This window comes from Pedobacter sp. NJ-S-72 (assembly GCF_053890575.1).
The window spans coordinates 524,583-547,449 of the sequence record NZ_CM132681.1 but is presented as its reverse complement, the minus strand read 5'-3'; the positions used below and the strand labels follow the sequence as shown (position 1 = coordinate 547,449).

At 42.9% G+C, this 22,867-nt stretch carries 19 protein-coding genes and 3 pseudogenes; all 22 read right to left on the bottom strand.

The window, feature by feature from the left end; all coding sequences use genetic code 11:
• Positions 1-42: 42 nt before the first annotated feature.
• The 22 genes and pseudogenes from ACWYN3_RS03630 to ACWYN3_RS03525 all read right to left on the bottom strand — a co-directional run bounded on the left by ACWYN3_RS03630 (position 43) and on the right by ACWYN3_RS03525 (position 22,839).
• Positions 43-231 carry a hypothetical protein gene (locus ACWYN3_RS03630; RefSeq protein ID WP_456219902.1) on the bottom strand — a complete coding sequence of 63 codons (189 nt, stop codon included), beginning with the start codon at positions 229-231 and terminating at the stop codon, positions 43-45.
• A 4-nt stretch (positions 232-235) separates the two neighbouring features.
• A complete protein-coding gene (locus ACWYN3_RS03625) occupies positions 236-553 on the bottom strand; it encodes a hypothetical protein (protein ID WP_456219901.1) in 318 nt (105 codons plus the stop codon).
• Positions 550-1,005: a hypothetical protein gene (locus ACWYN3_RS03620; RefSeq protein WP_456219900.1), complete on the bottom strand. Its 456-nt coding sequence runs from the start codon at positions 1,003-1,005 to the stop codon at positions 550-552. The genes ACWYN3_RS03625 and ACWYN3_RS03620 overlap by 4 nt, the downstream gene beginning before the upstream one ends.
• Positions 1,006-1,034: 29 nt before the next feature.
• Entirely contained in the window at positions 1,035-1,508 is a 474-nt protein-coding gene (locus ACWYN3_RS03615; RefSeq protein WP_456219899.1) for a pyridoxal-phosphate dependent enzyme, read from the bottom strand.
• A complete protein-coding gene (locus ACWYN3_RS03610) occupies positions 1,484-2,011 on the bottom strand; it encodes a pyridoxal-phosphate dependent enzyme (RefSeq protein ID WP_456219898.1) in 528 nt (175 codons plus the stop codon). The genes ACWYN3_RS03615 and ACWYN3_RS03610 overlap by 25 nt, the downstream gene beginning before the upstream one ends.
• Before the next feature lie 320 nt (positions 2,012-2,331).
• Complete coding sequence (locus tag ACWYN3_RS03605) at positions 2,332-2,952, bottom strand: MBL fold metallo-hydrolase (RefSeq protein ID WP_456219897.1); 621 nt, start codon at positions 2,950-2,952, stop codon at positions 2,332-2,334.
• A gap of 115 nt (positions 2,953-3,067) precedes the next feature.
• Positions 3,068-4,542, bottom strand: a pseudogene (locus ACWYN3_RS03600) (ABC transporter ATP-binding protein).
• A complete protein-coding gene (locus ACWYN3_RS03595) occupies positions 4,539-4,835 on the bottom strand; it encodes a hypothetical protein (protein ID WP_456219896.1) in 297 nt (98 codons plus the stop codon). The pseudogene ACWYN3_RS03600 and the gene ACWYN3_RS03595 overlap by 4 nt, the downstream one beginning before the upstream one ends.
• Before the next feature lie 57 nt (positions 4,836-4,892).
• Positions 4,893-5,513 carry a thioesterase domain-containing protein gene (locus ACWYN3_RS03590; protein ID WP_456219895.1) on the bottom strand — a complete coding sequence of 207 codons (621 nt, stop codon included), beginning with the start codon at positions 5,511-5,513 and terminating at the stop codon, positions 4,893-4,895.
• Between the two features lie 29 nt (positions 5,514-5,542).
• Positions 5,543-8,098: a non-ribosomal peptide synthetase gene (locus ACWYN3_RS03585; protein ID WP_456219894.1), complete on the bottom strand. Its 2,556-nt coding sequence runs from the start codon at positions 8,096-8,098 to the stop codon at positions 5,543-5,545.
• Positions 8,049-10,311: pseudogene (locus ACWYN3_RS03580) on the bottom strand (condensation domain-containing protein). The gene ACWYN3_RS03585 and the pseudogene ACWYN3_RS03580 overlap by 50 nt, the downstream one beginning before the upstream one ends.
• 63 nt (positions 10,312-10,374) lie before the next feature.
• Positions 10,375-11,538, bottom strand: a pseudogene (locus ACWYN3_RS03575) (non-ribosomal peptide synthetase); the annotation flags it as partial.
• Positions 11,539-11,560: 22 nt separating this feature from the next.
• Positions 11,561-13,042 (bottom strand): condensation domain-containing protein, encoded by a 1,482-nt coding sequence (locus ACWYN3_RS03570; RefSeq protein WP_456219893.1) that lies wholly within the window; start codon positions 13,040-13,042, stop codon positions 11,561-11,563.
• The gene (locus ACWYN3_RS03565; protein WP_456219892.1) at positions 12,975-13,562 is read right to left on the bottom strand and encodes a condensation domain-containing protein; all 588 of its coding nucleotides are present in this window, start codon (positions 13,560-13,562) and stop codon (positions 12,975-12,977) included. Before ACWYN3_RS03565 ends, ACWYN3_RS03570 begins: the two co-directional genes overlap by 68 nt.
• Entirely contained in the window at positions 13,540-15,567 is a 2,028-nt protein-coding gene (locus ACWYN3_RS03560) for a condensation domain-containing protein (protein ID WP_456219891.1), read from the bottom strand. The genes ACWYN3_RS03565 and ACWYN3_RS03560 overlap by 23 nt, the downstream gene beginning before the upstream one ends.
• Complete coding sequence (locus tag ACWYN3_RS03555) at positions 15,564-16,592, bottom strand: AMP-binding protein (RefSeq protein ID WP_456219890.1); 1,029 nt, start codon at positions 16,590-16,592, stop codon at positions 15,564-15,566. Before ACWYN3_RS03555 ends, ACWYN3_RS03560 begins: the two co-directional genes overlap by 4 nt.
• A complete protein-coding gene (locus tag ACWYN3_RS03550; protein WP_456219889.1) occupies positions 16,555-17,016 on the bottom strand; it encodes a condensation domain-containing protein in 462 nt (153 codons plus the stop codon). The genes ACWYN3_RS03555 and ACWYN3_RS03550 overlap by 38 nt, the downstream gene beginning before the upstream one ends.
• Positions 17,003-17,584, bottom strand: coding sequence for a condensation domain-containing protein (locus ACWYN3_RS03545; RefSeq protein WP_456219888.1), 582 nt, complete (start codon positions 17,582-17,584; stop codon positions 17,003-17,005). Before ACWYN3_RS03545 ends, ACWYN3_RS03550 begins: the two co-directional genes overlap by 14 nt.
• Positions 17,559-18,548, bottom strand: a complete 990-nt coding sequence (locus ACWYN3_RS03540) for a condensation domain-containing protein (protein ID WP_456219887.1) — start codon at positions 18,546-18,548, stop codon at positions 17,559-17,561. The genes ACWYN3_RS03545 and ACWYN3_RS03540 overlap by 26 nt, the downstream gene beginning before the upstream one ends.
• Positions 18,505-20,073 (bottom strand): condensation domain-containing protein, encoded by a 1,569-nt coding sequence (locus ACWYN3_RS03535; protein ID WP_456219886.1) that lies wholly within the window; start codon positions 20,071-20,073, stop codon positions 18,505-18,507. Before ACWYN3_RS03535 ends, ACWYN3_RS03540 begins: the two co-directional genes overlap by 44 nt.
• Complete coding sequence (locus tag ACWYN3_RS03530; RefSeq protein ID WP_456222873.1) at positions 20,025-22,541, bottom strand: non-ribosomal peptide synthetase; 2,517 nt, start codon at positions 22,539-22,541, stop codon at positions 20,025-20,027. Before ACWYN3_RS03530 ends, ACWYN3_RS03535 begins: the two co-directional genes overlap by 49 nt.
• Entirely contained in the window at positions 22,483-22,839 is a 357-nt protein-coding gene (locus ACWYN3_RS03525; RefSeq protein WP_456219885.1) for a TubC N-terminal docking domain-related protein, read from the bottom strand. The genes ACWYN3_RS03530 and ACWYN3_RS03525 overlap by 59 nt, the downstream gene beginning before the upstream one ends.
• Positions 22,840-22,867: the final 28 nt, after the last annotated feature.

Below are 22,867 nucleotides of genomic sequence, written 5' to 3'. Positions count from 1 at the left end.
CTGTCATTCTTTGTATTGAATAAGGGGTATTAGTCTGGCATTTCAGAGCAACACACTTTCAAGCATGGCTTCCTGATAATAATATCCAGCTACAGCAATATCAAATATGGCCATCCCCATAGGATTGAACATCACGACGTCTGTTGCTGCACGATCATTCAGAATACCTTTACCTACGATATCAGCGATAGAATAGGTATCACTTTCCTGTAATCCTTTCAGCTTATGCATATTTTCAATATCCGTATTCTGACGGCAAAACCTCTTCCCAGTTATCGACTACGATGGTGTCCATATAGTCTTTCATCTCGGCGGTATAGTCTCTGAGAGAAACATTCAATTGTAAAGAGCCTTTTTTAGGGGCAATGCTAATGTAAGGTGCTGCCGATACCGTGCAGGTCATAAAGATATCTGCATGGATATAACATTCTTCCCAGCTCCTGGCAATGATTACATTTTTATATGCAGCTCCGCTGATTTTAGTTATATCAATCGGGTTAATATCATGTATGAATACCTGTTCTATAGAATCGCCAAGAATTGCAAGGATCATCTTTCCAGGTGCATCTGACCAATAGGGCCAAAACCGTTGATACCAACACGGAGTTTCTGGTCAGAATGACGGCCTTTGATAAATTCTTTAACCATTAAACCTGAAACCGCCGCAGTTCTCACTGCACTGATCGTAGCAGTATTAATAATACAGCGGGGTACTCCTGAATCATGTTCGTTCAGAATGGTCACAGAATGTGCCCTTAATTTTTCTTTATAAATATTATCAGGGAAACTGGCAATCCACTTGATACCCGCCCATGGATTATCTCCACCGATATAGGCTGGCATAGCAATAATCCTGTTTTTAGGATCACCATATCGTAAATATGGCTTTATTGGCTGTGAGTAATTATTGACGTGCAATTGTTCTACAGCACCTTTAATTACGGCTGTTAATTGCTCCCAGTTAAAACCGATCTCTTTAATATTATTTGCATTCAGATATAACATGATTTTGTTTTTGTTTTACGGCTTAAAAATTAGTGGAAAGGACTTTCTTCTTCTTGTTCGTTTAATTTGGCGGCAAGCTGAATGCCCCATTCCTGATTGTAAATAGTATCCAGGTAAGTGTGTCCCTTATCCGGGAAGATTAATAATGAATTGCTTTTGGAAGTGCTCTCATTGAACCTGAAATAGTTCTTAGCAGCCAGGTAAACTGCACCTGATGATGCGCCTGCAAAAATTGCCTGTTCATTCAGCAGTTCAGCGCAACCTTTAATAATGCTCAGTTGAGAAACGATAACAACATCATCAATAAAAGCATTTTCTATAATCGGAGGAATCTGGCTGGCACCTATTCCTGAGATATAACGTTTAACCGGTTTGGCATTAAAAATAACTGACCCTTCTACATCCACGCCTACGATTTTCACTTCAGGTCTCTGTTTCTTAATAAAATCAGAAATACCTGTAATTGCTCCGCTAGAGCTTACGGCAACAAAAATGTAGTCCAATTGTCTGAAAGAGGAAACAATTTCTTCTCCCCCATATAATAGCCCTTATAGTTATTAGGATCACCATACTGATCTGCAATAAAAGAATCAGGTGTATTAGCGTGCAATTCATTAACAACGTTAATCCTGGTCAACAGATAACCACCTGTATGATCTCTTTCAGTTACTTTCACCACTTTATAAGCCATCAGGTTTAACAGGGTTTCGTAAGATGAATTGATATTCGGATCGATTACAGGGATAAACTTCAAATTCAGTCTTTTGCTGATAGAAGCCACGGCTATAGCAAGATTTCCAGAGCTGGATGCTATAATTGTCGTATTTTCAGTAATTTTTCCCGATTTGATACCGTTGTAAATGATACTGTAAGCAGCACGGTCTTTTGAACTGCCAGAAAAATTATTGTACTCTAGTTTCGCAAAAAGGTTTGCGTTGCTATTTTTTAATTCAATAAGGGGCGTCCCGCCAATATAGGCTGACAACTTTTCAAGTTCCTGTAGCATAAATAATAGTTTAAAAATGAGAGATGGAAATAGTTAATAGCCAGCAAAGGATGCTGGTAAATCATTAAGAACTTCTGCCAGGAAGAATATCAGGTAGCTGAATGTTAACACAACATGAATTTCTTTTAAAATAAAAATTAACAAATATTACGTCGAACAATGATTCGTTAAAATATTTTTTCTGCATCAGCTTAATTATTTTTCTTAATAGAGTACAGCGATCCCGATTTTCACTACTCTATTTAGAAAAATATTAAATAAAAAAAAAAACGGTGTAAAAATGATTTACACCGGGTTTCTATTTCAATTTTAGTCTCTTTCTAATGGAATGCCAAAGGGTTTGGTCTATTTTTCCGCATTCTGAAACCTATAAACATCTCCTTTTCATTGATCTGAAAATAGAGATTATTCGCTAAAAGATACTCCATGTCTTTACCAGCGGTTATTCCAAATGAATGTCCAGGCCAGACCAGCGTATTTTTAGGGAAATAACTCTTAAAAAACCGGACAGAATCGAACAGGGCTTCTGCTTCCTGTACGGTTTTACATTCTCCTACCCCTTCCATAAAAACAGTATCTCCGGTAAAGCAATGAATGCCAACCTGGTAACAGGTACTGCCCAGGGTATGCCCCGGCGTCACCAGTGGATTGATCACAAAGTCACCAATTACGATTTCCTCTAAATGTTGTACCGGTATTAAATTCGGGCAGCTAAAATTATAAGCTTCAATCTCAATTGCTGACATATAAACCGGAATCCCATACTCAGCTGCAAAAACTGGCGCAAGATTGATATGGTCACGATGTGAATGTGTTAACAGTACCCCTTTTAATACAATATTATTTTCCAGTAAAAAACCATTGATCAACTCATAATCCCATGCCGGATCAATTAGAATCCCAGTTTGCTGATCATAAACTAAATAACATTGATTCTTCATTTTTTCATCAGAAACAAAAAAGACTTTCACCTCCATATTATATCTCGATATTTATTCCGTCTAATGTAAATATTTTAATTTAAACAGGCTGTTTAGCGCCTGTTTAAACAAAAATTTAATTCGTAAACTGCATTTCACTCAGATTCTTATATAATCCTCCGCTAACACCAATCAATTCGTGGTGAGTTCCCTCTTCTACAATCTCACCTTTATGAAGCACAATAATTTTATCCGCCTGCCTTACTGTAGCCAGGCGATGTGCGATCACAATAGAAGTACGCCCTTCCATCAGTCTATCCAATGCGTCCTGTACCAGTCTTTCTGACTCTGAATCCAGTGCAGAGGTAGCTTCATCCAGTATTAAAATGCGCGGGGCTTTAAGTACAGCACGTGCAATAGCAATTCTTTGACGCTGTCCGCCGGAAAGCTGTATTCCGCGCTCACCTACTATCGTATCCAAACCTAAGGGGAACCGCTGAATAAATTCCCATGCATTAGCTTTCTCTGCTGCCGCAATGATCTCTTCTTTAGAAGCCCCTTTTCTGCCATAACCAATATTTTCGGCAATCGTACCGCCAAAAAGAAAAACATCCTGTGGAACCAAGCGATCTGTGCCCTGAGTTCTGATAAAGGAATAGACGCAGCATCTCTGCCATCAAAAAACAATCCTCCTTTGACAGGATCATATAATCTCAGTAATAAAGACACAATCGTACTTTTACCAGCGCCACTAGAACCTACAATAGCGATTTTCTGATTGGAAGCTGCTTCAAATGATACTCCTTGCAATACATTAATATTTTCCCTTGTCGGATAATGAAAATGAATATTATTGAAATTAATCTTTCCGTGCAACTGATTTTCCGGTGCTATGGTTTTAAAGTCAGTTAATGGCTCCACTGGTTCTTCCAGCAAATCAAAAAGATGAGTAGTGGCACCAATACTTTTCTGTAAAGAAGTATAAACCGCTGCTAAACCGGTAATTGAACTGACAATATATATAGAGTACAATAAAAAGGAAAGCAATTCTCCTGAAGCTACACCTGTAGTCACACCACGCCAGATCACAGCGACCAGGGTACCGAAGATCCCAACGGTAACAAATGAGTCGAAAAGACCTCTGTATTTACCACCCTTCATGCCCAGTCTGGCCATTTCATTAGTTTGTTCACGATAACGGCTCATTTCGAAAAACTCACTTACAAAGGCCTTCACACTGAAAATCCCTTGTAATGTTTCTTCTACAATAGTATTAGAAGCTGCGACTTTGTCCTGTACCTGCATCGAGTATTTATTGATGAACCGCCCAAATACTTCGGCCAGTACCACCATCACGGGTAACAACAGCAACATAAAAATAGTCAGTTGAAACGAAGTGATCAGCAGTAAGACCAACCCACCAATGATAATAACCGAATGTCTGACCATTTCAGCAAGTGTATTGTTAAATATTTCCTGTAACAAGGTAATATCTGCCGAAATCCTGCTGCTCAGCTCTCCTACCCGTTTATGGAGAAAAACACTCATCGGCATTTTCACCAGATGGCTATATACAGTCTGACGCAATGCACCCAGTGTTTTTTCGGTCACATTGACACAAACAGTATTCTGAAAAAAGAGAACATTGCCTGTATCAGCAGAATACCAGCTAACAACCAACCAATATAGGTTGTTGCCCCTGAATCTAACCCCTGTTTACCCCCATCAATTAATTGTCCGAGTAATTTAGGCAGAGCCAGGCCGGATACGCTGGCGATGAGTAACAGGAACAAACCTGCACTGAATTCCAGCCAGTATGGTTTTACATAATGTAATAACCGGAATAATGGTTTAAGAGAACTACTGCTTTTCTCTTTGTCTTTAACGGATGTCGAATTCTGCATTTTAAAAGCTTTTATAATTTTTTATAGATAAGCCCGCAACAGCGGGCTATATTCCTCTTATCCCTTAAATTGTCGCAAGTACGCTGTTATTTCATCTCCCAATACCTGTACGTGAGCATTCCCTACCAGTGAATCGTGATCCCCGGGTACAGTAATACCCTGCGTTTCTGCCGCAAAAGCTTCCCAGCCCAGGCTTTCACTATGAGCTTCCCATGGGGTCTGTTCTGCTTTTACAATTAATAGGCTGGCGTTAGTCTGATCCGTAACTGTATATTCCAGAAAAGCATTGCTGATCACCAGGTTCAGGATCCTTAAAATAAAGCTAGCATAATGCTGATTATTTCCAATGTTCTCCATGACAATTGCAGTAATTACAGGCATTATTTTTTCTCTGTCTGTTAAAGAAAACGCCTCTTTCAATTTCCAGATCCATTCCGGGTAAGGTTTAGTCACGATACTTCCCAATTCAAATACTAGCATGGCCAGCCTGAAGAGTGCTTCTCCATCATCGTCACTTCCAGGAAGCGAAAGTTCAGTAGAAGTATCTTTATCAAGAACAATCCCTGCTTCGACCTCTTCTCCCGCAGCTTCCAGCTGTTTTGTCATTTCGTGAATCATGAGCCCTCCCAGTGAATGTCCGATAAAACGATAAGGGCCAGCAGGCTGTACTTCTTTCATCCATCCAATATTGCGGGCAGCAATTACAGTCAGATCAGATCCTGTTCAGGAGTTTCTCCTTCAAAGACACCTGGCATCTGTAATCCATAAAGGGCACAGGTTTCGTTAAGCACCAGTCCTAAAGCACTATACACTTCACAAACTCCAGCCGCTCCCGGCAGCATAAACACTGGGAATGAAACCGGGCCATCGTTCAATAACACAATGTGATCACTCAAAACCTGGTTATCCGGTTGTATTTCCAGATCTGATCTGACATCTTCTATACGTTGATTAATAATTTCAGCAAGCTGATGGATGGTTGGGTAACTGAAAATATCACGAACATGGACTTTGATGCCAATTTCCTTTTTAATCACTGAGACCAGACCAATGATCAGCAATGAAAGTCCTCCAAGCTCAAAGAAATTATCATAGATCCCGATTCTTGACATCCCCAGCATATTCTGCCAGATCTCTGCCAGTTGCCCCTGTAAATGATTACGTGGCGCAACATAAGCTGTAGTCAGCAATTCATTGGTATCCGGATCAGGCAATGCTTTCTTATCTATTTTACCGTTAGGAGTCAATGGAAGTTCTTTGAGAGTGATAAAGAACGAAGGCACCATATATTCAGGTAAAACTCCTTTTAACCAGTTCTGCATTGATTCTTTATCGTAAGCCGTATTCGTAGTCAGATAAGCTACCAGGCGTTTATTCCCGTTGGCATCATCTTTAACCAGAACAACTGCCTGATTGATCTCTTCGTATTGCTGCAATACATTTTCAATCTCCCCAAGCTCGATACGGAATCCGCGAACTTTAACCTGGTCATCCATACGGCCAAAATATTCGATATTTCCATCCGGCAGCCAGCGGCCAAGATCTCCCGTGCGGTACATTTTACCTGCTGCACTGAACGGATTAGAAATAAACTTCGCAGCAGTCAGATCAGGACGGTTTAAATACCCTCTGGAAACCCCTATACCTGCTACGCAGATTTCACCAATCACACCAACCGGACAAAGATTCAGCTCATTGTTCAGTACATACACCTGTAAATTCTGTATCGGACTGCCCAGCGGTATATTAATCTGCTCAGGAGTTTCATACATCACATAGTGACAGATATCATCCGAAGCCTCCGTAGGCCCATAAGCATTGACTACCGGGATACGGCCAAAATCAGGATGTCCGAACCATTGAGCAAGTAGCGGCTGACTAACCGCTTCTCCGGTTACCAGCAGATATTGCAGTTTCTCCAGTTTGGTTGTCAGCTCTTCACGCAGCACAGCAGTCAGATAAGAAGGAACCAGTTCTAAAATGGTTACCCCGTTTTCGTCTACTTTTTCCAATAGAGCTACTGGCTGTAACAGCAGTTGTGAAGGATAAATAATGGTATGTCCTCCACTTAACAATGCCGAGAAGATCTGCCATACAGAGATATCAAAGGTATATGAAGCTGTAAAAGCAACCACACTCTCTGCATCCAGATGCAGGTCATTCACTTTTGAATAAAGATGGTTCAGCATTCCTGCATGTTCTACCATTACCCCTTTTGGCTGTCCGGTAGAACCGGAAGTATAAATTACATAGGCCAGATCCCCGGGTTTTATTGCTCCTGCTTCGATAGCAGATGGATACCTGTTAATTATAGCAATATCCTGATCAAGCAATACCAATGGTACATCAGATACTGTATAGATCCGATCGCTGATATCTCCCGTAGTGATCACGATTGAAGCTGTAGTATCCCCCAAGATATAACTGATCCTTTCTGCCGGGTAAGTGGTATCCAATGGTACATAAGCACCTCCTGCTTTCATCACACCCAAAATAGCCACAACCATTTCAGCAGATCTTTCCAGGAAAATCGGAACCAGTGTATCGGCTTTCACGCCTTTACTGCGCAGGTAATTAGCCAGTTTCCCGGAAGCCTCATCCAGTTTGCGATAAGACCAGGTGGTATCTTCAAACACAATTGCCGGAGCATCAGGCGTAAGAACGGCCTGTTGTAATAACAGATCAACCAATGTCTGTGCATCAGGATAAGCAACAACAACTTTATTGTTAAAAGTGACCAGCAACTGCTCCTGCTCCTCAGCTGTTATCAATTCGACATCTTTCCAGGTTTTCACGCCTTTGTCTACCAGTTGCAAGAGCACTTGTTTGAAATGACCCATCATCATTTCCACTGCCTGTGTATCCAGCAACACATCATTATGAACAAACAGCAGGGTAATTTCTCTGCCTGTGATCACATTAATGGTCAGCGGGTAATTGGTCTGCGGATGTACAACAATATCACTGACTTCAAGTTCTCCGCCTTTTTGCAGATCAGATTCGCTCACAGGGTAATTCTGAAAAACAATAGAAGTATCAAAAAGATCGCCTTTGATACTTGTCAAACGTTGAATATCATTCAGGGTAGTATATTGATACTCCCTGCTTTCCAGCTGTCCCTGCTGTATTTGCTGTAACCAGGTACTGATATCAACGGATTGATCCACATGAATATACAGAGGTAATGTATTGATATACATTCCTACTTTTCTTTCAATACCTGCCTGCCAGATCTTCAGGACGACCTGACACGGTAACACCATAAACAACATCAGCACGCCCGGTATATCTGTATAAAAGATAAGACCAGACTCCCTGCATCAGTGAGTTAACTGTTAAATGCTGTTGTTTCGCATAGTTTGAAATCTGTTCGGTCATTACCGCATCAAACGGGATGATACTTTCTTTCATCCCAATACCACGGGTACGGTCAGCTGTTGCGCTGACAAAAGGAAGCAAACATCCTTCTTCAACTGATGCCAGATAGTTACGCCAGTAAGCTGCTGTTTGATCTTTATCCTGCTTTTCGATAAAGCGGATATAGTCTTCATAACGATCTGCTGGCTGTTCTTCTACGGGTTTACCAGCTTCCAGCTGTTCATAATTATCAAATAACTCCGCTAACAGTACCGGTACTGACCATCCATCCAGCAGAATATGATGGAAGCTCCACAACATTTTGTATTGAGCATCTGAAAGCTGAATCAGACAGATCCGCATCAATGGTGCTGCTTTCAGATCAAATCCTCTACTCCGGTCTGCATCTTCATAAGCCTTCATAGCCAGTTCCTGCTCCTGTACACTCATACCGCGATAATCCTGCAGCGTTACCGAAAGCGATACCTCTTTATAAACGCATTGCACTGGTATAGAGAATACATCATGATGGAAACCTGTTCTTAAAATGCTATGCTGTTTAATCAGCATTTCCCAGCACTGAATGAATTTATCCGTTTGTAAGCTCATCAGATCGCAGGAAAGCTGCTCTGTAAACGCACCTTGCTCATTGTACAGCTCATGGAACAACATTCCTTCCTGTAAACCACCTAAACGATAAATGCTTTCCAGCTGTGCCCTTCTTGGCGCACCCTGATAATCTTCGTCCAGGAACCTGTCCAGCTCATTTACAGTCACCAAACCATTCAGACCATAATCAAACGGAGTAAATGCCGGTGAAGCCTGTTCCGCACAATGGCTGATCAGGTTTTGCAAATGCTCCATATACAAGCTGGCTAAATCATCAATATTTGCCTCATCATAATGTTTGACACTATAACTCCAGTCAATCAACAGCTCTCCACCCTGAATCATGGTATTTACTGATAACTTATCCGTGAAAGGATAATCAGCTGCAACACTTTCACCAGCCCGTTCATTAGCCATTCCTATTTCTCCCTGCTCACTGACCATATTATCCAGCTGTCCAAGATAGTTGAATATGACATTCCATGCCCCATCCTGTTGCAAAGCAGCCAATTTCTCTATGTATTTCAATACCCCATAACCTATTCCTTTTGCCGGGATTTTTCTTAATTGTTCTTTAATTGATCTCAACGCATAACCGTTATCCCTGCCAGCTTCTGTTTCCAGAGATACCGGATAAAGATTCGTGAACCAGCCTACGGTACGGCTGGTATCAATACCGGCCATAATATCTTCACGTCCATGTCCTTCCAGTCCAATGGAAATCCGTGAAATACCGCTCCACTGCGATAATGCCAGTACCAGTACATAAAAGCACATCATTGATTTCTGTATGATAAGCCTGCGGCACTTCCTGTAATAAACGCTGTGTATCTGCACTATTCAATCTGGTCACTTTTGTACCCATATCTGCAAATGTCAAACGCGCTGTATAGTTGTGGTCTTCAGGCAATGCCACATAATGCTTCACCACATCCGTCCAGTAAACATGCTGTTTGGAAATAGTCTGTCCATATCCTTCCAGTGCGTTATACCATTGACGGTACGAAGCACTTTTATGCCCCAGCACAGCTATTGCATTTTTACCTGGCTGACTGATCAGCAGTGCAAGGTCATCCAGCAAAATTCTCCACGAAACACCGTCTACTGCAAGGTGATGAACAACCATTAATAAACGGTTATCCTGATCTTCTTCCGGCGTTAAAAACAACAGGCTCCGGAAGATGATTCCCTGTTCAATATCCAGGCTGCATTGTGCCTGCTGACCAAATTGTTTGATCGTGGCAGGTACGTCAGCTGTGGTCAGTTCGCCCAGGTCTACAGTTTCCAATGCTCCGGTATAGATACCGTATGTCTGCTCCCACTTATCTTCCTTTTTAGTATAAGTAAATCTTAAAGCATCATGATAATTAGCCAGTTGCAATACAGCATCAGAGATTACAGCAGGATCTATATTTTTCGAAACTGTTAAAAGCACATGCTGATTAAAGTGTGATACTGAAGGCGTTTCCAAATCAAAATACCATTGCTGAATAGGTAATAACCCACTCATCCCCGTAAGGTAACCCTCCTCAGCATAAGAAACTACATTTGCTCTTTCCTGTAATAATTTAGATAATCCAGCTATAGTCTGATGTGCAAATAAGTCTTTCGGCTGGAATTCATAACCAGCTCTTTTCGCCCTGCTCACCGCCTGAATAGTAATGATGGAGTCTCCACCTAATTCAAAGAAGTTGTCATGGATACCAACCTGCTCCAGACGAAGCAGATCCTGCCAGATTTCTACCAGAGCCTGTTCTGCCGCAGTACGCGGCGACTCATAACTATTGGTTAGCAAAGTACTGATATCCGGCTCAGGTAACATTTTCTTGTCTACCTTACCATTGCTGGTTAATGGCAGCTGCTCAAGAGATACCCATAATGCAGGAACCATATAATCCGGTAAACGGTCTTTCAGGTAAGCGATCAGCACCCCTTTGTCAAATGAACCTTCCGGTACAATATAACCAACCAGTTGTTTATGACCACGCTCATCAGATTTAACCAGCACCACCGCATGTTTCACCTCAGCATTTTGCTGTAATACATTTTCTATCTCACCTAACTCAATACGGTAACCGCGGATTTTAACCTGATCATCGATACGGCCAAGATATTCAATATTGCCATCAGGTAACCAGCGCGCAAGATCCCCGCTCCGGTACATACGGCCTCCATAATTTGGACTAAAAGGGTTTGATACAAATTTCTCCGCAGTCAGTGACTCCCTGTTCAGATAACCGGTTGCGAGCCCCGCTCCACTGATACAGAGTTCACCAGGCACACCTACCGGGCTAATCCTGTTTTCTGCATTCAGAATATAAACCTGGGTATGACTTACCGGGATACCAATCGGAGGTGCAGTTTCACTGTATCCGGCCGAAAGTTCATAACTGGTCGTAACCACACTATTTTCTGTCGGGCCGTAGTTATTAATAATTTTATAAATTAAGCCATCCAGATTGACAGCAGCCAGTTTATCTCCTCCTGCAAGCAGGTATTTCAATGCTGACACGCGGTTTCTGCTCGCTTCAACAAACTCAGGAATCAGGATCGTAGAAAGGAAACTGTGTGTGATCCCCTGCTCCATATAATAATCAGCAAGACCTGATGGCGACAACCTTTGTTCATCATCAATTACATACAGAATTGCTCCAGTACTTAATGTTGGCCAGACTTCCCATCCAAAAGCATCAAAACCAACTCCTGCCGCTGTAGTAGTTTTACTATCTCTGGTCAGGTGATAACGTTCATGGTGCCAGTTAGTTAATCAGGTTGGAGAGCCCGGCATGCGTAATTTGTACACCTTTAGGCTGACCTGTAGAACCAGAGGTATAAATTACATAAACCAGATCTTCCAGATCAATATGAATCAACGGAGCTGTTACAGGATACTGTTTAAGTTCTTCAGTTAAATGCTCAGGATTAATCAGTTCAAGACCTTCAACAGTACCTAAATCAGCAGCTATTTTAGCGTTACAGATCAATAAAGTGGCTCCCGTATCAGCAAGCATATATTGAATCCGGTCTACCGGATAACCCGGATCGATAGGAACATACGCGCCTCCTGCCTTCATCACAGCCATCATGGTAATGATCATACCAGCTGATCTTTCCAGACAAACCGGTACCAGAGTACCTTTAGTGACCCCCTTTTTACGCAGATAATGCGCAAAACCTGAAGACTGCTCATTCAATTCGCGATAACTTAATGAATCAACTCCTGAGATAACCGCAGGACGGTTTATTTGTGCTGCCGCAGCTCCCGAAAATAGTTCAATAACATTCTCAGATGGTAAAAGAGAGATGTTTTTCGCATTAAAATCAACTAGAATCTGTTGCTCTTCTGCTTTAGTCAGTAAATTCAGCTCTCCAAATTTCAGAGATTTAACCGATGAGGAAATCTGCTCCAGAACAGTTTTGAAATGATGTGCTATTGCTTTTACATAATGATGTTCAATCAGGCTATTATGACTGAAATGGACATCTATTTGTTTTCCAGCCATGATAACCACACTTAACGGATAATTGGTATGCTCTTCGGAGGATGTGTTTTCCATCCTTAATTTCCAGGGCTGTGCATTAAGCGTTTCACTTACCGGGTAATTTTCAAAAACCATCAGTGTATCAAACAAATCTCCTGTTATACCCGAAAGACGTTGTATTTCACTCAGACTATTGTACTGGTAAGCCCTGCTTTCTAGCTGCTCTGTCTGGATCTGTTGTAATCCTGCGGCAAAATCCTGTGCTAAATCTATCTTTCCATGTAATGGTAAAGTGTTGATATACATACCCACAGCATTTTCCACACCTGCAAGATTCTCAGGACGCCCGGAGACAACAATTCCGAATGCCACATCTTTTCTGCCTGTATAACTGTACAACAGATAAGACCAGACACCCTGCATCAGCGTATTGATAGTGACACGGTTCTGCTGTGCATAACGCGTTAAGCGTGCTGTAAATTCAGCATCCAGCCGGAAGACTTCTTCACCGAATCCTCCATGGCTTTTTGTGCGGTCTGCTGAGTTAGAGATAAAAGGCAGTAAACTAGCTTCATCCAGCCCATCCAGATATTTACGCCAGTAATCAGTTGCCTCTTCTTTGTCCTGACGCTCCATATAACGGATATAATCTTCGTAACGATCCGGCGGAAGCACAGGCATTGGTTTTCCACTAACCAGGTTTTCGTAATTCGTCAGCAGTTCCTGCATGACAATTGGCATAGACCAGCCATCCAGCAACACATGGTGATGACTCCATAAACATGTAATAACGCTCGTTATCCAGTTTGATAAAACAAATGCGCATTAACGGAGCTGCCGTAAAATCAAAGCCTTTTTTAAGATCTGCCTCTTCGTAATCACGAATATATTGTTCTTGTCCGGCTTTGTTCAGCTGACTGCAATCCAGTATTTCCACTGGTATTTTCACCTCATGATACACACATTGCACAGGTATTTTGAATTCATTGTAATAGAATCCGCTGCGCAGGATACTGTGACGCTTTAAGATCCCATACCAGCTTTGCACGAATGCATCAATGTTCGGCCTTATCAGTTCAGAAGAAAATTGTTTACTATAAGCTCCTGCCTGCTCGTCGTAGATACTATGAAATAACATTCCTTCTTGCAGACCACTTAAGCGTGCCATGCTTTCCACTTGCAAACGACGCGGCGAACCATTATAATCAGCATCCAGGAATTTGTCCAGTTCTTCATTCGTGATCTCTTCGCCCAGGTTATAATCCGAAGGCGTAGACACAGGGAACCTCTACAGTGACTGCATGCTTAATCAGGTTTTCCAGATTTTCAAGGTACGATGCAGCTATTTCTGTCAGCGCATCCGGTGTGAAATGACGGTTGCTGAAACTCCAGTTCATCCGCAGTTCCCCACCCTGTATAAAACTGTTAACCGACAGTAATTCTCTAACCGGATGACTCTCGGCGGTCGAACGGCCGGTAGCTTCAGCAGCACCCGATAAAAGTGTATTTCCTTCTTCCTGAACCAGGTTATCCAGCTGGCCCAGATAGTTGAATTCGACTTCCCATGGGTCCCCCCCCTGTAAAGCATCAGCTTTATCTATATATCTTAAAACACCATATCCCAGACCTTTATCTGGTATCTGACGAAGTTGTTCTTTAACATGTTTCAATTGTGCACCATAATCAGCATCAGGAGCAACAGACAGCATAACCGGGTACAGGCTGGTAAACCAGCCAACGGTACGGCTGATATCAACACCCGGAATAAAGTCTTCCCTGCCATGATCCAGACCAATAACCACCTGCGCATGATCGCTCCATTTAGCTAAAGTCAATGCCAGTGCAGTTAACAATACGTCATTAATTACGGTATGATAAGCACGCGGTACATCCTGCAGTAACTGGCGGGTAAGCGCAGCATCCAGAACAGCGGTATGCTGCTCAATGTCTGCAATGGTTAATGTTCCTGACCAGGCATGAACTTTACGCATTGGTTTAGCCGCTGCGACTGCTGTTTCCCAGTAACGACGCTGATGCTGTACAGCTTTGCGTCGGCTATAGCTTTCCAGCGACTGATACCATTGACGGTAAGAAGCAGTTTTATAAGGTGGAAGTGATTCTTTTGACAACAGTAATTCCAGATCTTCGAGCAGGATACGCCACGAAACCACATCTACAGCAAGGTGGTGTACAATGAGTAATAAGCGGTTTTTTAATTCGGTATCAGGAGTTAACAGCAATACAGTACGCAAAACAACACCCGCAGTCAGATCCAGACTGCTTTGATACTGCTCATTGTTTAAAGCGATCATAGCTGGCAGCTCCTGGGATGATACATGACGCAAATCGCTGATTTCAAGTCCCCCTGTATAATTGCCATAAGCCTGTTTCCAGCCTTCTGCTGTTTGCTCATAAGTAAAGCGCAATACATCATGTGCTGCAACTAACTGACTGATAGCAGCAGACACAGTCTCTGTTGACACACTTTTATCAATAGAAAGCAGTATATCCTGATTGTAATGAGAAATTTCGGTAGCGCCCGATTCAAAATAATGCTGTTGAATAGGCAGTAAACCACTCTCTCCCTCCAATAAACCTTGTTCACCGGATGCCCCGCTCTCTGCTTCAGTTGACAGACAAACTGATAATCCTGCAATCGTCTGATGTACAAACAAATCACGAGGATGCAGACTGAAACCGGCACGACGCGCACGGCTCACTACCTGAATCGTAATAATCGAGTCTCCACCCAATTCAAAGAAGTTATCATAGATCCCGACTTTCGGAATATGCAGGAGGTCCTGCCAGATTTCAGCCAGTATAGCTTCCTGTTCGTTACGCGGAGCGGTATAAGTACCAGTCTGTAAAGAACCCATATCAGGATCAGGTAAACCTTTACGGTCTATTTTTCCATTACCTGTTAACGGCAACTCATCAAGCGCGACAAAAAGACCAGGAACCATATACTCCGGTAAATGATTTTTAAGCCAGCTCACTGTTGCTTCCCGGTCAAAAACACCTTCGGCTACCACATAGGCAACCAAACGTTTGTTTCCACTCTCGTCAGTTTTCACAATTACCGCAGCCTGCACAATCGCATCGTTCTGCTGTAACACGTTTTCAATCTCTCCAAGCTCGATACGGAAACCACGGATTTTAACCTGGTCATCGATACGGCCAAGATATTCAACCGTTCCATCAGGTAACCAGCGGCCCAAATCTCCGGTGCGGTACATCTTACCGCTTGATTCAAATGGGGTATCCACAAAACGCGAAGCAGTCAATCAGGTCTGTTCAGATAACCTCTGGACACCCCGATTCCTGATACACAGATCTCGCCAGGTACACCCACAGGGCAAAGCTGGTCACCGGCAGACAACACATAAATGCGCATATTCTGCACCGGTTTACCCACAGGAACACTGATTCTTGAAGGCGTTTCATACATGATGTGATGACAGATATCATCTGATGCTTCGGTAGGTCCGTAAGCGTTGACAACCGGGATACGGCCATAGTGCGGATGCGCAAACCATTGTGCCAGTAAAGGCTGGCTTACCGCTTCACCTGTCACCAACAAGTAAGACAATTGGTTTAGGTGAGCTAAGGTATTCTCCTGTAATACAGCATTCAAATAAGAAGGAACTAACTCTAAAATGGTAATTCCATCTGTTTCTACTGCATCAATCAGCATCGCTGGTTCCAGGATTCTTTCTGAAGAATAGATCACGGTTTTACCTCCGCAAAGCAAAGCGGAGAACAGCTGCCATACTGAAATATCAAATGTATAAGAAGCAGTAAAGGCAACTACCGTTTCTGCTGTTAATTGTAAATCATTGATTTTAGCATACAGGTGATTCAGCATACCTGCATGTTCTACCATTACTCCTTTCGGTTTTCCGGTAGAACCAGAAGTATAAATCACATAAGCCAGATCTCCAGGTGCGGCAGGATTCAATGGTGAGGTAATTGCCCATTTGTTAATCTCCTCCACATCAGTATCCAGTAAAATTGCATCTATTGAAGCAAAAGCTCCGATACTTGTTTTCAAATTACTCGTAGTCACCACAACCGAAGCATTCGTATCTTCAAGCATGAAGCTGATTCTTTCTTCCGGATATCCCGGATCAACCGGAACATAAGCACCTCCTGCTTTCAGAACCCCCAGAATCGCTACGGCCATTTCTGCCGAACGTTCTAAACAAACCGGCACTAAGACATCAGTTACAACCCCTTTGCTGCGCAGATAGCCTGCAAGCTGATTAGAACGTTCATCTAATTCCCTGATAAGTATAAACCTGGTTTTCAAAAACCAATGCCGGTGATGCAGGATACCTTAAAACCTGTGCTTCAAAAATACCGATTGCTGTTTGTTCATGCGGATAAGCAGTCTCTGTATTGTTGAACGTTTTCAGCAATAGCTCCTGCTCTGCGCTGGTCAGCAATTCAATATCGGCCAGCGTACCTGTTTCATGTACCAGCAATTGTCTCAATACCTGTTCTACATGTGCAGCAATAGCAGCTGCGTAAGTATCTTCCAATAAGGTACTGTTATAGCTCAGGACCACATTAATCACTGCACCAGAAGAAACAATCAGACTGAGCGGATAATTGGTCTGCTCACGCATCTCTACATTTTGCAGTTCGACATTGTCCTGAGATTCTGAAACCACTTTACTGGCCGGATAATTCTCAAACACCAGGATACTATCAAAAAGATCACCCTCTGCCATTGCCCATTTCTGCGTAATATTCAAAGGTGTATGCTGATACTCTCTCTCTGCTTTGCAGCTGGCTGATCTGCAACTCCTGCAACCATTGTACAATGCCCGCAGAACCGTCTACCTGGGTATATAAAGGCAAAGTATTGATATACATCCCTACCGCACGTTCTACTCCCGGCAAATCTTCCGGACGACCAGATACTGTAACCCCGTAAACTATATCCGGACGACCTGTATAACGGTACAATAAATAAGCCCACACCCCCTGCATCAGCGTATTCACTGTAACACGGTGTCTTTGTGCAAAACGGGAAAGCTGTGCAGAGAAAGCAGTATTTAAGCTTAAATGCTTTTGACGGTACTCACCGATCCCTTTATTCCGGTTGACAGTTGTACTGACAAACGGAAGCAAACATCCTTCGCTGATCCCTTTCAGATAACCGCGCCAGTACAATTCTTCCTCTTCTTTATCACGACGCTCCGTATAACGGATATAATCTTCGTAATTATCTTTAGCCATTACCGGCAATGGGTTACCAGCTATAAGTGCCTCATAAGCAAGCAGAGAGCTTTTCAAGCAATACCGGCGAAGACCATCCGTCCAAAAGCATATGGTGGAAATTCCAGAGTAAACGGTAACGGTTATCATCCAGACGTGTCAGCGTAATCCGCATTAACGGAGCTACTGTAAAATCAAATCCATCCAGTTTAGCATTCGCTTCAAACTCCTGAATCGCCAGTAGCTGTGCAGCTTCATCCAAATGACGATAATCCAGCATGGTCACCGGCAATTCAACCTCATGGTACACACATTGTACCGGAACTGAAAACACATCATAATAAAATCCACTTCTCAAAATACTGTGATGAGTTAACAGAAATTGCCAGCTTTGCAAAAACACCGGCACATCCAGCCCCGTCAGCTCACCTGTAAACTGCTCTACATAAGCACTTGCCTGACCGTCATAGATACTATGGAACAACATACCTTCCTGTAAACTGCTTAACCGGTACATACTTTCCAGTTGCGTTCTGCGCGGCATTCCATTAAAATCTTCTTCCAGAAAAGCATCCAGTTCTTCGCTGGTCACCTGACCGCTAAGGTTGTAATCCGCAGGCGTATAAGAAACGTGTATCTGGCTAACACAATGCTCAATAAGGCTTTCCAGATGAGACATATACACAGCTGACAACTTTTCAATTCCTTCCGCTGTAAAATGTTTATTGCTATAAGTCCAGGTAACCAGCAGTACCCCTCCCTGGATCACACTGTTGACAGACAAATTCGTTCTTACCGGATAAGCCTCATCAATCGCAGTTCCGGTATTTTCGATCGCATCGTCCAATGCTTCTTCTGCATTGCCCAGGTTATCCATCTGTCCTAAATAGTTGAAGACAATATCCCATGGCTCTGCTCCCTGCAAAGTGGCTATTTTATTAATGTATTTCAATACGCCATAACCAATTCCCTTATCAGGAACCTGACGCAACTGCTCTTTAACGGCTTTTAACAGCGAAGCTGCATCCTGATTCTCTTTCACTTCCAGCAATACCGGGAAAAAAAAGACTGGTAAACCATCCTACCGTACGGCTGGTATCTATATCTTTTAAAATATCCTCACGGCCATGCCCTTCCAATCCTATAGAAACCTGACCATGACCATTCCACTCTGCTAAAGTAAGCGCCAGTGCACTGAGTAAAAGATCATTGATTTCGGTATGATAAGCCCGGTTTGCATCTTGTAATAACCTGCGGGTAGTTTCATTATCCAGTTTGGAGATATGGTTAACTGTATCTGCGATTGTAACTATTCCTTTTTCTTCTTTTTCAGTTTTCAGCGGATGGAATGCAGCCGTAACCTTTTCCCAGTAACCTTGCTGATCCAGTAGACGGCGACGCTGGCCATAACTAACCAATGCGCTATGCCACTGGCGATAAGAGCTGCTTTTATGTCCTAAAACAATAGTTGCCTGCTGATCAGGATGTGCAATCAGCAAACCCATATCTTCCATTAAAATACGCCACGATACACCGTCCACAGCAAGGTGATGACCAACAAATAAAAGGTGATACGCATCTGTTTCAGGCGTCAGGATTAATACCGCACTAAAAAGTATTCCCTGTTCAATATCCAGACTGCGCTGAGTCTGATCGCAAATCGCTTCTATCTCTTCAGGCAATTGATGGGATGGTAATTTCTGAAGATCAAAAATTTTCAGGGCACCGGCAGGCTGACCATAGTGCTGCTCCCAGCCATGTACTCCGGCTTTATAGGCAAAGCGCAAGGCATCATGGTAAGTTACCAGTTGCTCAACTGCTGCAACCAGGGTTGCAGGCTCAGTATCTTTATCAATGCTCAATAATACCTGCTGATTGAAGTGCGACGGATTTGGCCCGGGCGCCTCAAAAAACCATTGCTGAATCGGTAATAAACCTGCTGTTCCAACCAGATGTCCCTGCTCTGCAGTAACCTCATTACTCTTTCTGGCCAGCAATAATGCAGATAGTTTCTCTACAGTCTGGTAAATAAACAAATCCTTTGGATGAAGATCATAACCAGCACGTTTTGATCTGCTTACAACCTGTATAGTCACAATAGAATCACCACCCAGTTCAAAGAAATTATCGTGAATACCAACTTTTGATACTCCTAATAAATCCTGCCAGATTGCAGTTAAAGTCTGCTCCATCGGGTTACGCGGAGCAACATAATCACTCGCAGAAACAATTACATCTCCAGGCTCAGGCAGGGCTTTCCTGTCAATTTTACCATTAGGGGTAAGTGGGATATTTTCTATCGGAAGCAAGATAGAAGGAATCATATAATCCGGCAATTTATCTTTCAGATAAGCCACAATTCCTTCTCTGTCAAAAGCACCTTCAGGGATGACATAACCAATCAGCCTGTTATTTCCATTCTGATCTGACTTTACAGCAATAACAGCTGCATTAACCAGCTCACACAATTGCAATTCTGCTTCAATCTCACCGGGCTCAATACGGAAACCTCTGATTTTCACCTGGTCATCAATACGGCCCAGATATTCAATATTACCATCAGGCACCAGCGGGCAAGGTCACCTGTACGGTATAAACGTGCCCCCGGTTTAGGGATATAAGTATCCGGGATAAATTTCTCAGCAGTAAGCTCAGGGCGGTTCAGATAACCACGGGCTACACCCGGGCCACCCACACATAACTCTCCTGCAACCCCTACAGGGCACAATCTCCCCTGCTCACTCTGAATATAAACCTGTACATTTTCTATCGGGTTACCAATAACAACTGTATTATTTGCTAATATTGGTTCGTCCGTCAAACTGGTACAAACTGTATTTTCTGTAGGCCCGTATGCATTAATCACACGAACTCCTTTAGCTTTAATATAACGGGCATCTTCACGGTTTAATGGCTCTCCGGCGGATACCACGGTGGTAACCGGTCCCAGTACATCTTTAACCAGGTGCTGATAAGAAGGTGGTAACGTAACTACCTCGACCTGATGCCTTTTGACCATCACGCCAAAACTTTCAGCTGACAGCAGATCTTCTTTTTTGGGCAATACCAGTACCCCGCCACTCAACAAAGTATTAAATACTTCATAGCAGGAAGCATCGAAACCAAAAGAAGCAAACTGCAGGAATCTTGTTCCGTGGGTTAAACGCAGTGCATTTCGCTGACTCATAGCCAGGTTAACTACCCCGTTATGCTCAATCAGCACACCTTTTGGTTTCCCGGTCGAACCAGAAGTATAGATCACATAAGCCAGGTTTTCGTCTGTCAGCGAGGTACCAACCGGTCCTTTCGCATGTGCACCTATTTCATGCCATTCTTCATCCAGCGCAATCACTTCAATGTGATCTGCCAGCTCTGGTAATTTTGGTTTACTGTTCCCATCCGTAATAATGACGCTGGCTGCAGTATCCTCCAAAATATAACTGATTCTTGATGCGGGATAGTCCGGATCGATAGGTACATAGGCCGCTCCTGCTTTCAGAACCCCGAAAATCCCTATAATCATTTCCAGAGACCTGCCTAAACAGATAGGAACAAGGGTCTCTGTGGTCACCCCTTTAATAGTCAGATAATGTGCAAGCTGGTTAGCCCGCTCATCTAATTCTTTATAACTCAGAGACTGCTCTTCAAACACGATTGCAATCGCATCAGGTGCATATTCAACCTGTATCGCAAAGGCATCCAGCAAAGTAGTCCCAGGTTCAAGCTCATAATCAACAGCTGTTTCATTAAAAGAAAGCAGCAACTGTTCTTCCGTTGTACTCAGCATTTCCAGATCGCAGATCCTGGTGCCAGGATTAGCCACTATTCCCTGCAATAACAGCTCCAAATGACTGACCATACGGGAAATCGTTTCTTCCCGGTAAAGATCAGTACTGTATTCAACCGCTCCCGAAAGGCCTTCTTCAGTTTCCCTGAGTGTAAGCGTAAAATCGAACTGTATTTTAGTCAGCTCCATTGGTTCTGCAGAAAGTTCCACATCCTGGAGTTTCAAATCGCCGCCACCAGAGGTATTCACCAAAGTGAAACATACCTGGAACAATGGATTACGGCTCAGATCACGCTCTTTGACAACCGCTTCCACGATCTTTTCTAATGGAAGGTCCTGATGCTGATAAGCATTCAGCGTGGTATCTTTTACCTGTTTCAATAAAGCCTCAAACGAAGGATTTTCGCCCAGATCACTGCGCAATGCCAGTGTATTGACGAAAAAACCAACTAAGCCTTCTAATTCCTGCTGTGTCCTCCCCGCTGTAGGCGTACCTACACAGATATCATCCTGACCAGTATAACGGTATAACAAGACTTTAAATGCGGTCAGCAAGGTCATAAACAAAGTCGCATCATGACTGCGTGCCAGCGTTTGCAGTTTTTCTGACAGTGCTAAGCCAAAACTGAACTCACTCACTGCTCCTTTTGAGCTTTGTACTGCCGGACGTGGGTAATCAGCAGGTAAAAGTAGAGTAGCTACCCCGTTTAATTTCTTTTTCCAGTAATCCAGGTGGAATTTTTCTACCTGCGGAGAAACCAGTTCCCGCTGCCATACTGCGTAATCTGCGTATTGTATTTCAAGCGCAGGCAGTTCAGCCTGCCTTTTTTCGGTACTGGCATTATAAAATTCGATCAGTTCATTCACGATAATCCCCATAGACCAGCCATCTGAGGCAATATGGTGCATCGTAACCAGCAACACATATTCCTCTTCACCAAGCACTAGCAGATAAGCGCGTAACATATGGTCAGCAGCCAGGTTAAACGGTGCATCTGTGAGTTCTTTGATCCCTGCACGCAAGGCTTCCGGACTATTTTTGTGGATCAGATCATCGATAATGGTTAGTTTCCAGCCGTTTTCAGGCAGAATATGCTGATATGGTTTTCCATCTTCTCCCAGTATTACGGTTCTTAATACTTCGTGACGGTTGACAATCCCGTTCAGTGCAAATTCCAGTGCCCCCTGATCAAGCTTTCCTTTCAGTCTTAATACCGTTTGGAGATGATAGGCCGTACTGCCTTCCAGCTGATCCAGGAACCAGAGACGTTCCTGACCCAGATGAAAGTGGAATATGTTTGATTGTACCCCTTTCAAAGGGTACAATCTTATTTTCATCAGCAATAACCGTGGCGGCGCTATGCTTTTTGAAATAAGTAATCAGATGTTCTTTCCTCAGTTTCAATTCATCCATCAAACTGCTATCTATCACCTGATCTTTGTGCATCTTAATTTTTAGCTTGTCGTCATCTAAAGTAATCTTGATACCGACATTATTCGCTTTATTTAGCAGCTCTACTACATCAATTAAATTAAAATTGGGCATAATTATATTTTTTATGAGGTAAGGGTTC

What these genes read in the sequence shown, in the direction of transcription:
- ACWYN3_RS03630 (WP_456219902.1), bottom strand. Translation starts at nt 231, where the DNA reads ATGCATAAGCTGAAAGGATTACAGGAAAGTGATACCTATTCTATCGCT.
- ACWYN3_RS03625 (WP_456219901.1), bottom strand. Translation starts at nt 553, where the DNA reads ATGATCCTTGCAATTCTTGGCGATTCTATAGAACAGGTATTCATACAT.
- ACWYN3_RS03620 (WP_456219900.1), bottom strand. Translation starts at nt 1,005, where the DNA reads ATGTTATATCTGAATGCAAATAATATTAAAGAGATCGGTTTTAACTGG.
- ACWYN3_RS03610 (WP_456219898.1), bottom strand. Translation starts at nt 2,011, where the DNA reads ATGCTACAGGAACTTGAAAAGTTGTCAGCCTATATTGGCGGGACGCCC.
- ACWYN3_RS03605 (WP_456219897.1), bottom strand. Translation starts at nt 2,952, where the DNA reads ATGAAGAATCAATGTTATTTAGTTTATGATCAGCAAACTGGGATTCTA.
- ACWYN3_RS03595 (WP_456219896.1), bottom strand. Translation starts at nt 4,835, where the DNA reads ATGCAGAATTCGACATCCGTTAAAGACAAAGAGAAAAGCAGTAGTTCT.
- ACWYN3_RS03590 (WP_456219895.1), bottom strand. Translation starts at nt 5,513, where the DNA reads ATGAAAGAAGTACAGCCTGCTGGCCCTTATCGTTTTATCGGACATTCA.
- ACWYN3_RS03585 (WP_456219894.1), bottom strand. Translation starts at nt 8,098, where the DNA reads ATGGTGTTACCGTGTCAGGTCGTCCTGAAGATCTGGCAGGCAGGTATT.
- ACWYN3_RS03550 (WP_456219889.1), bottom strand. Translation starts at nt 17,016, where the DNA reads ATGGCAGAGGGTGATCTTTTTGATAGTATCCTGGTGTTTGAGAATTAT.
- ACWYN3_RS03525 (WP_456219885.1), bottom strand. Translation starts at nt 22,839, where the DNA reads ATGCCCAATTTTAATTTAATTGATGTAGTAGAGCTGCTAAATAAAGCG.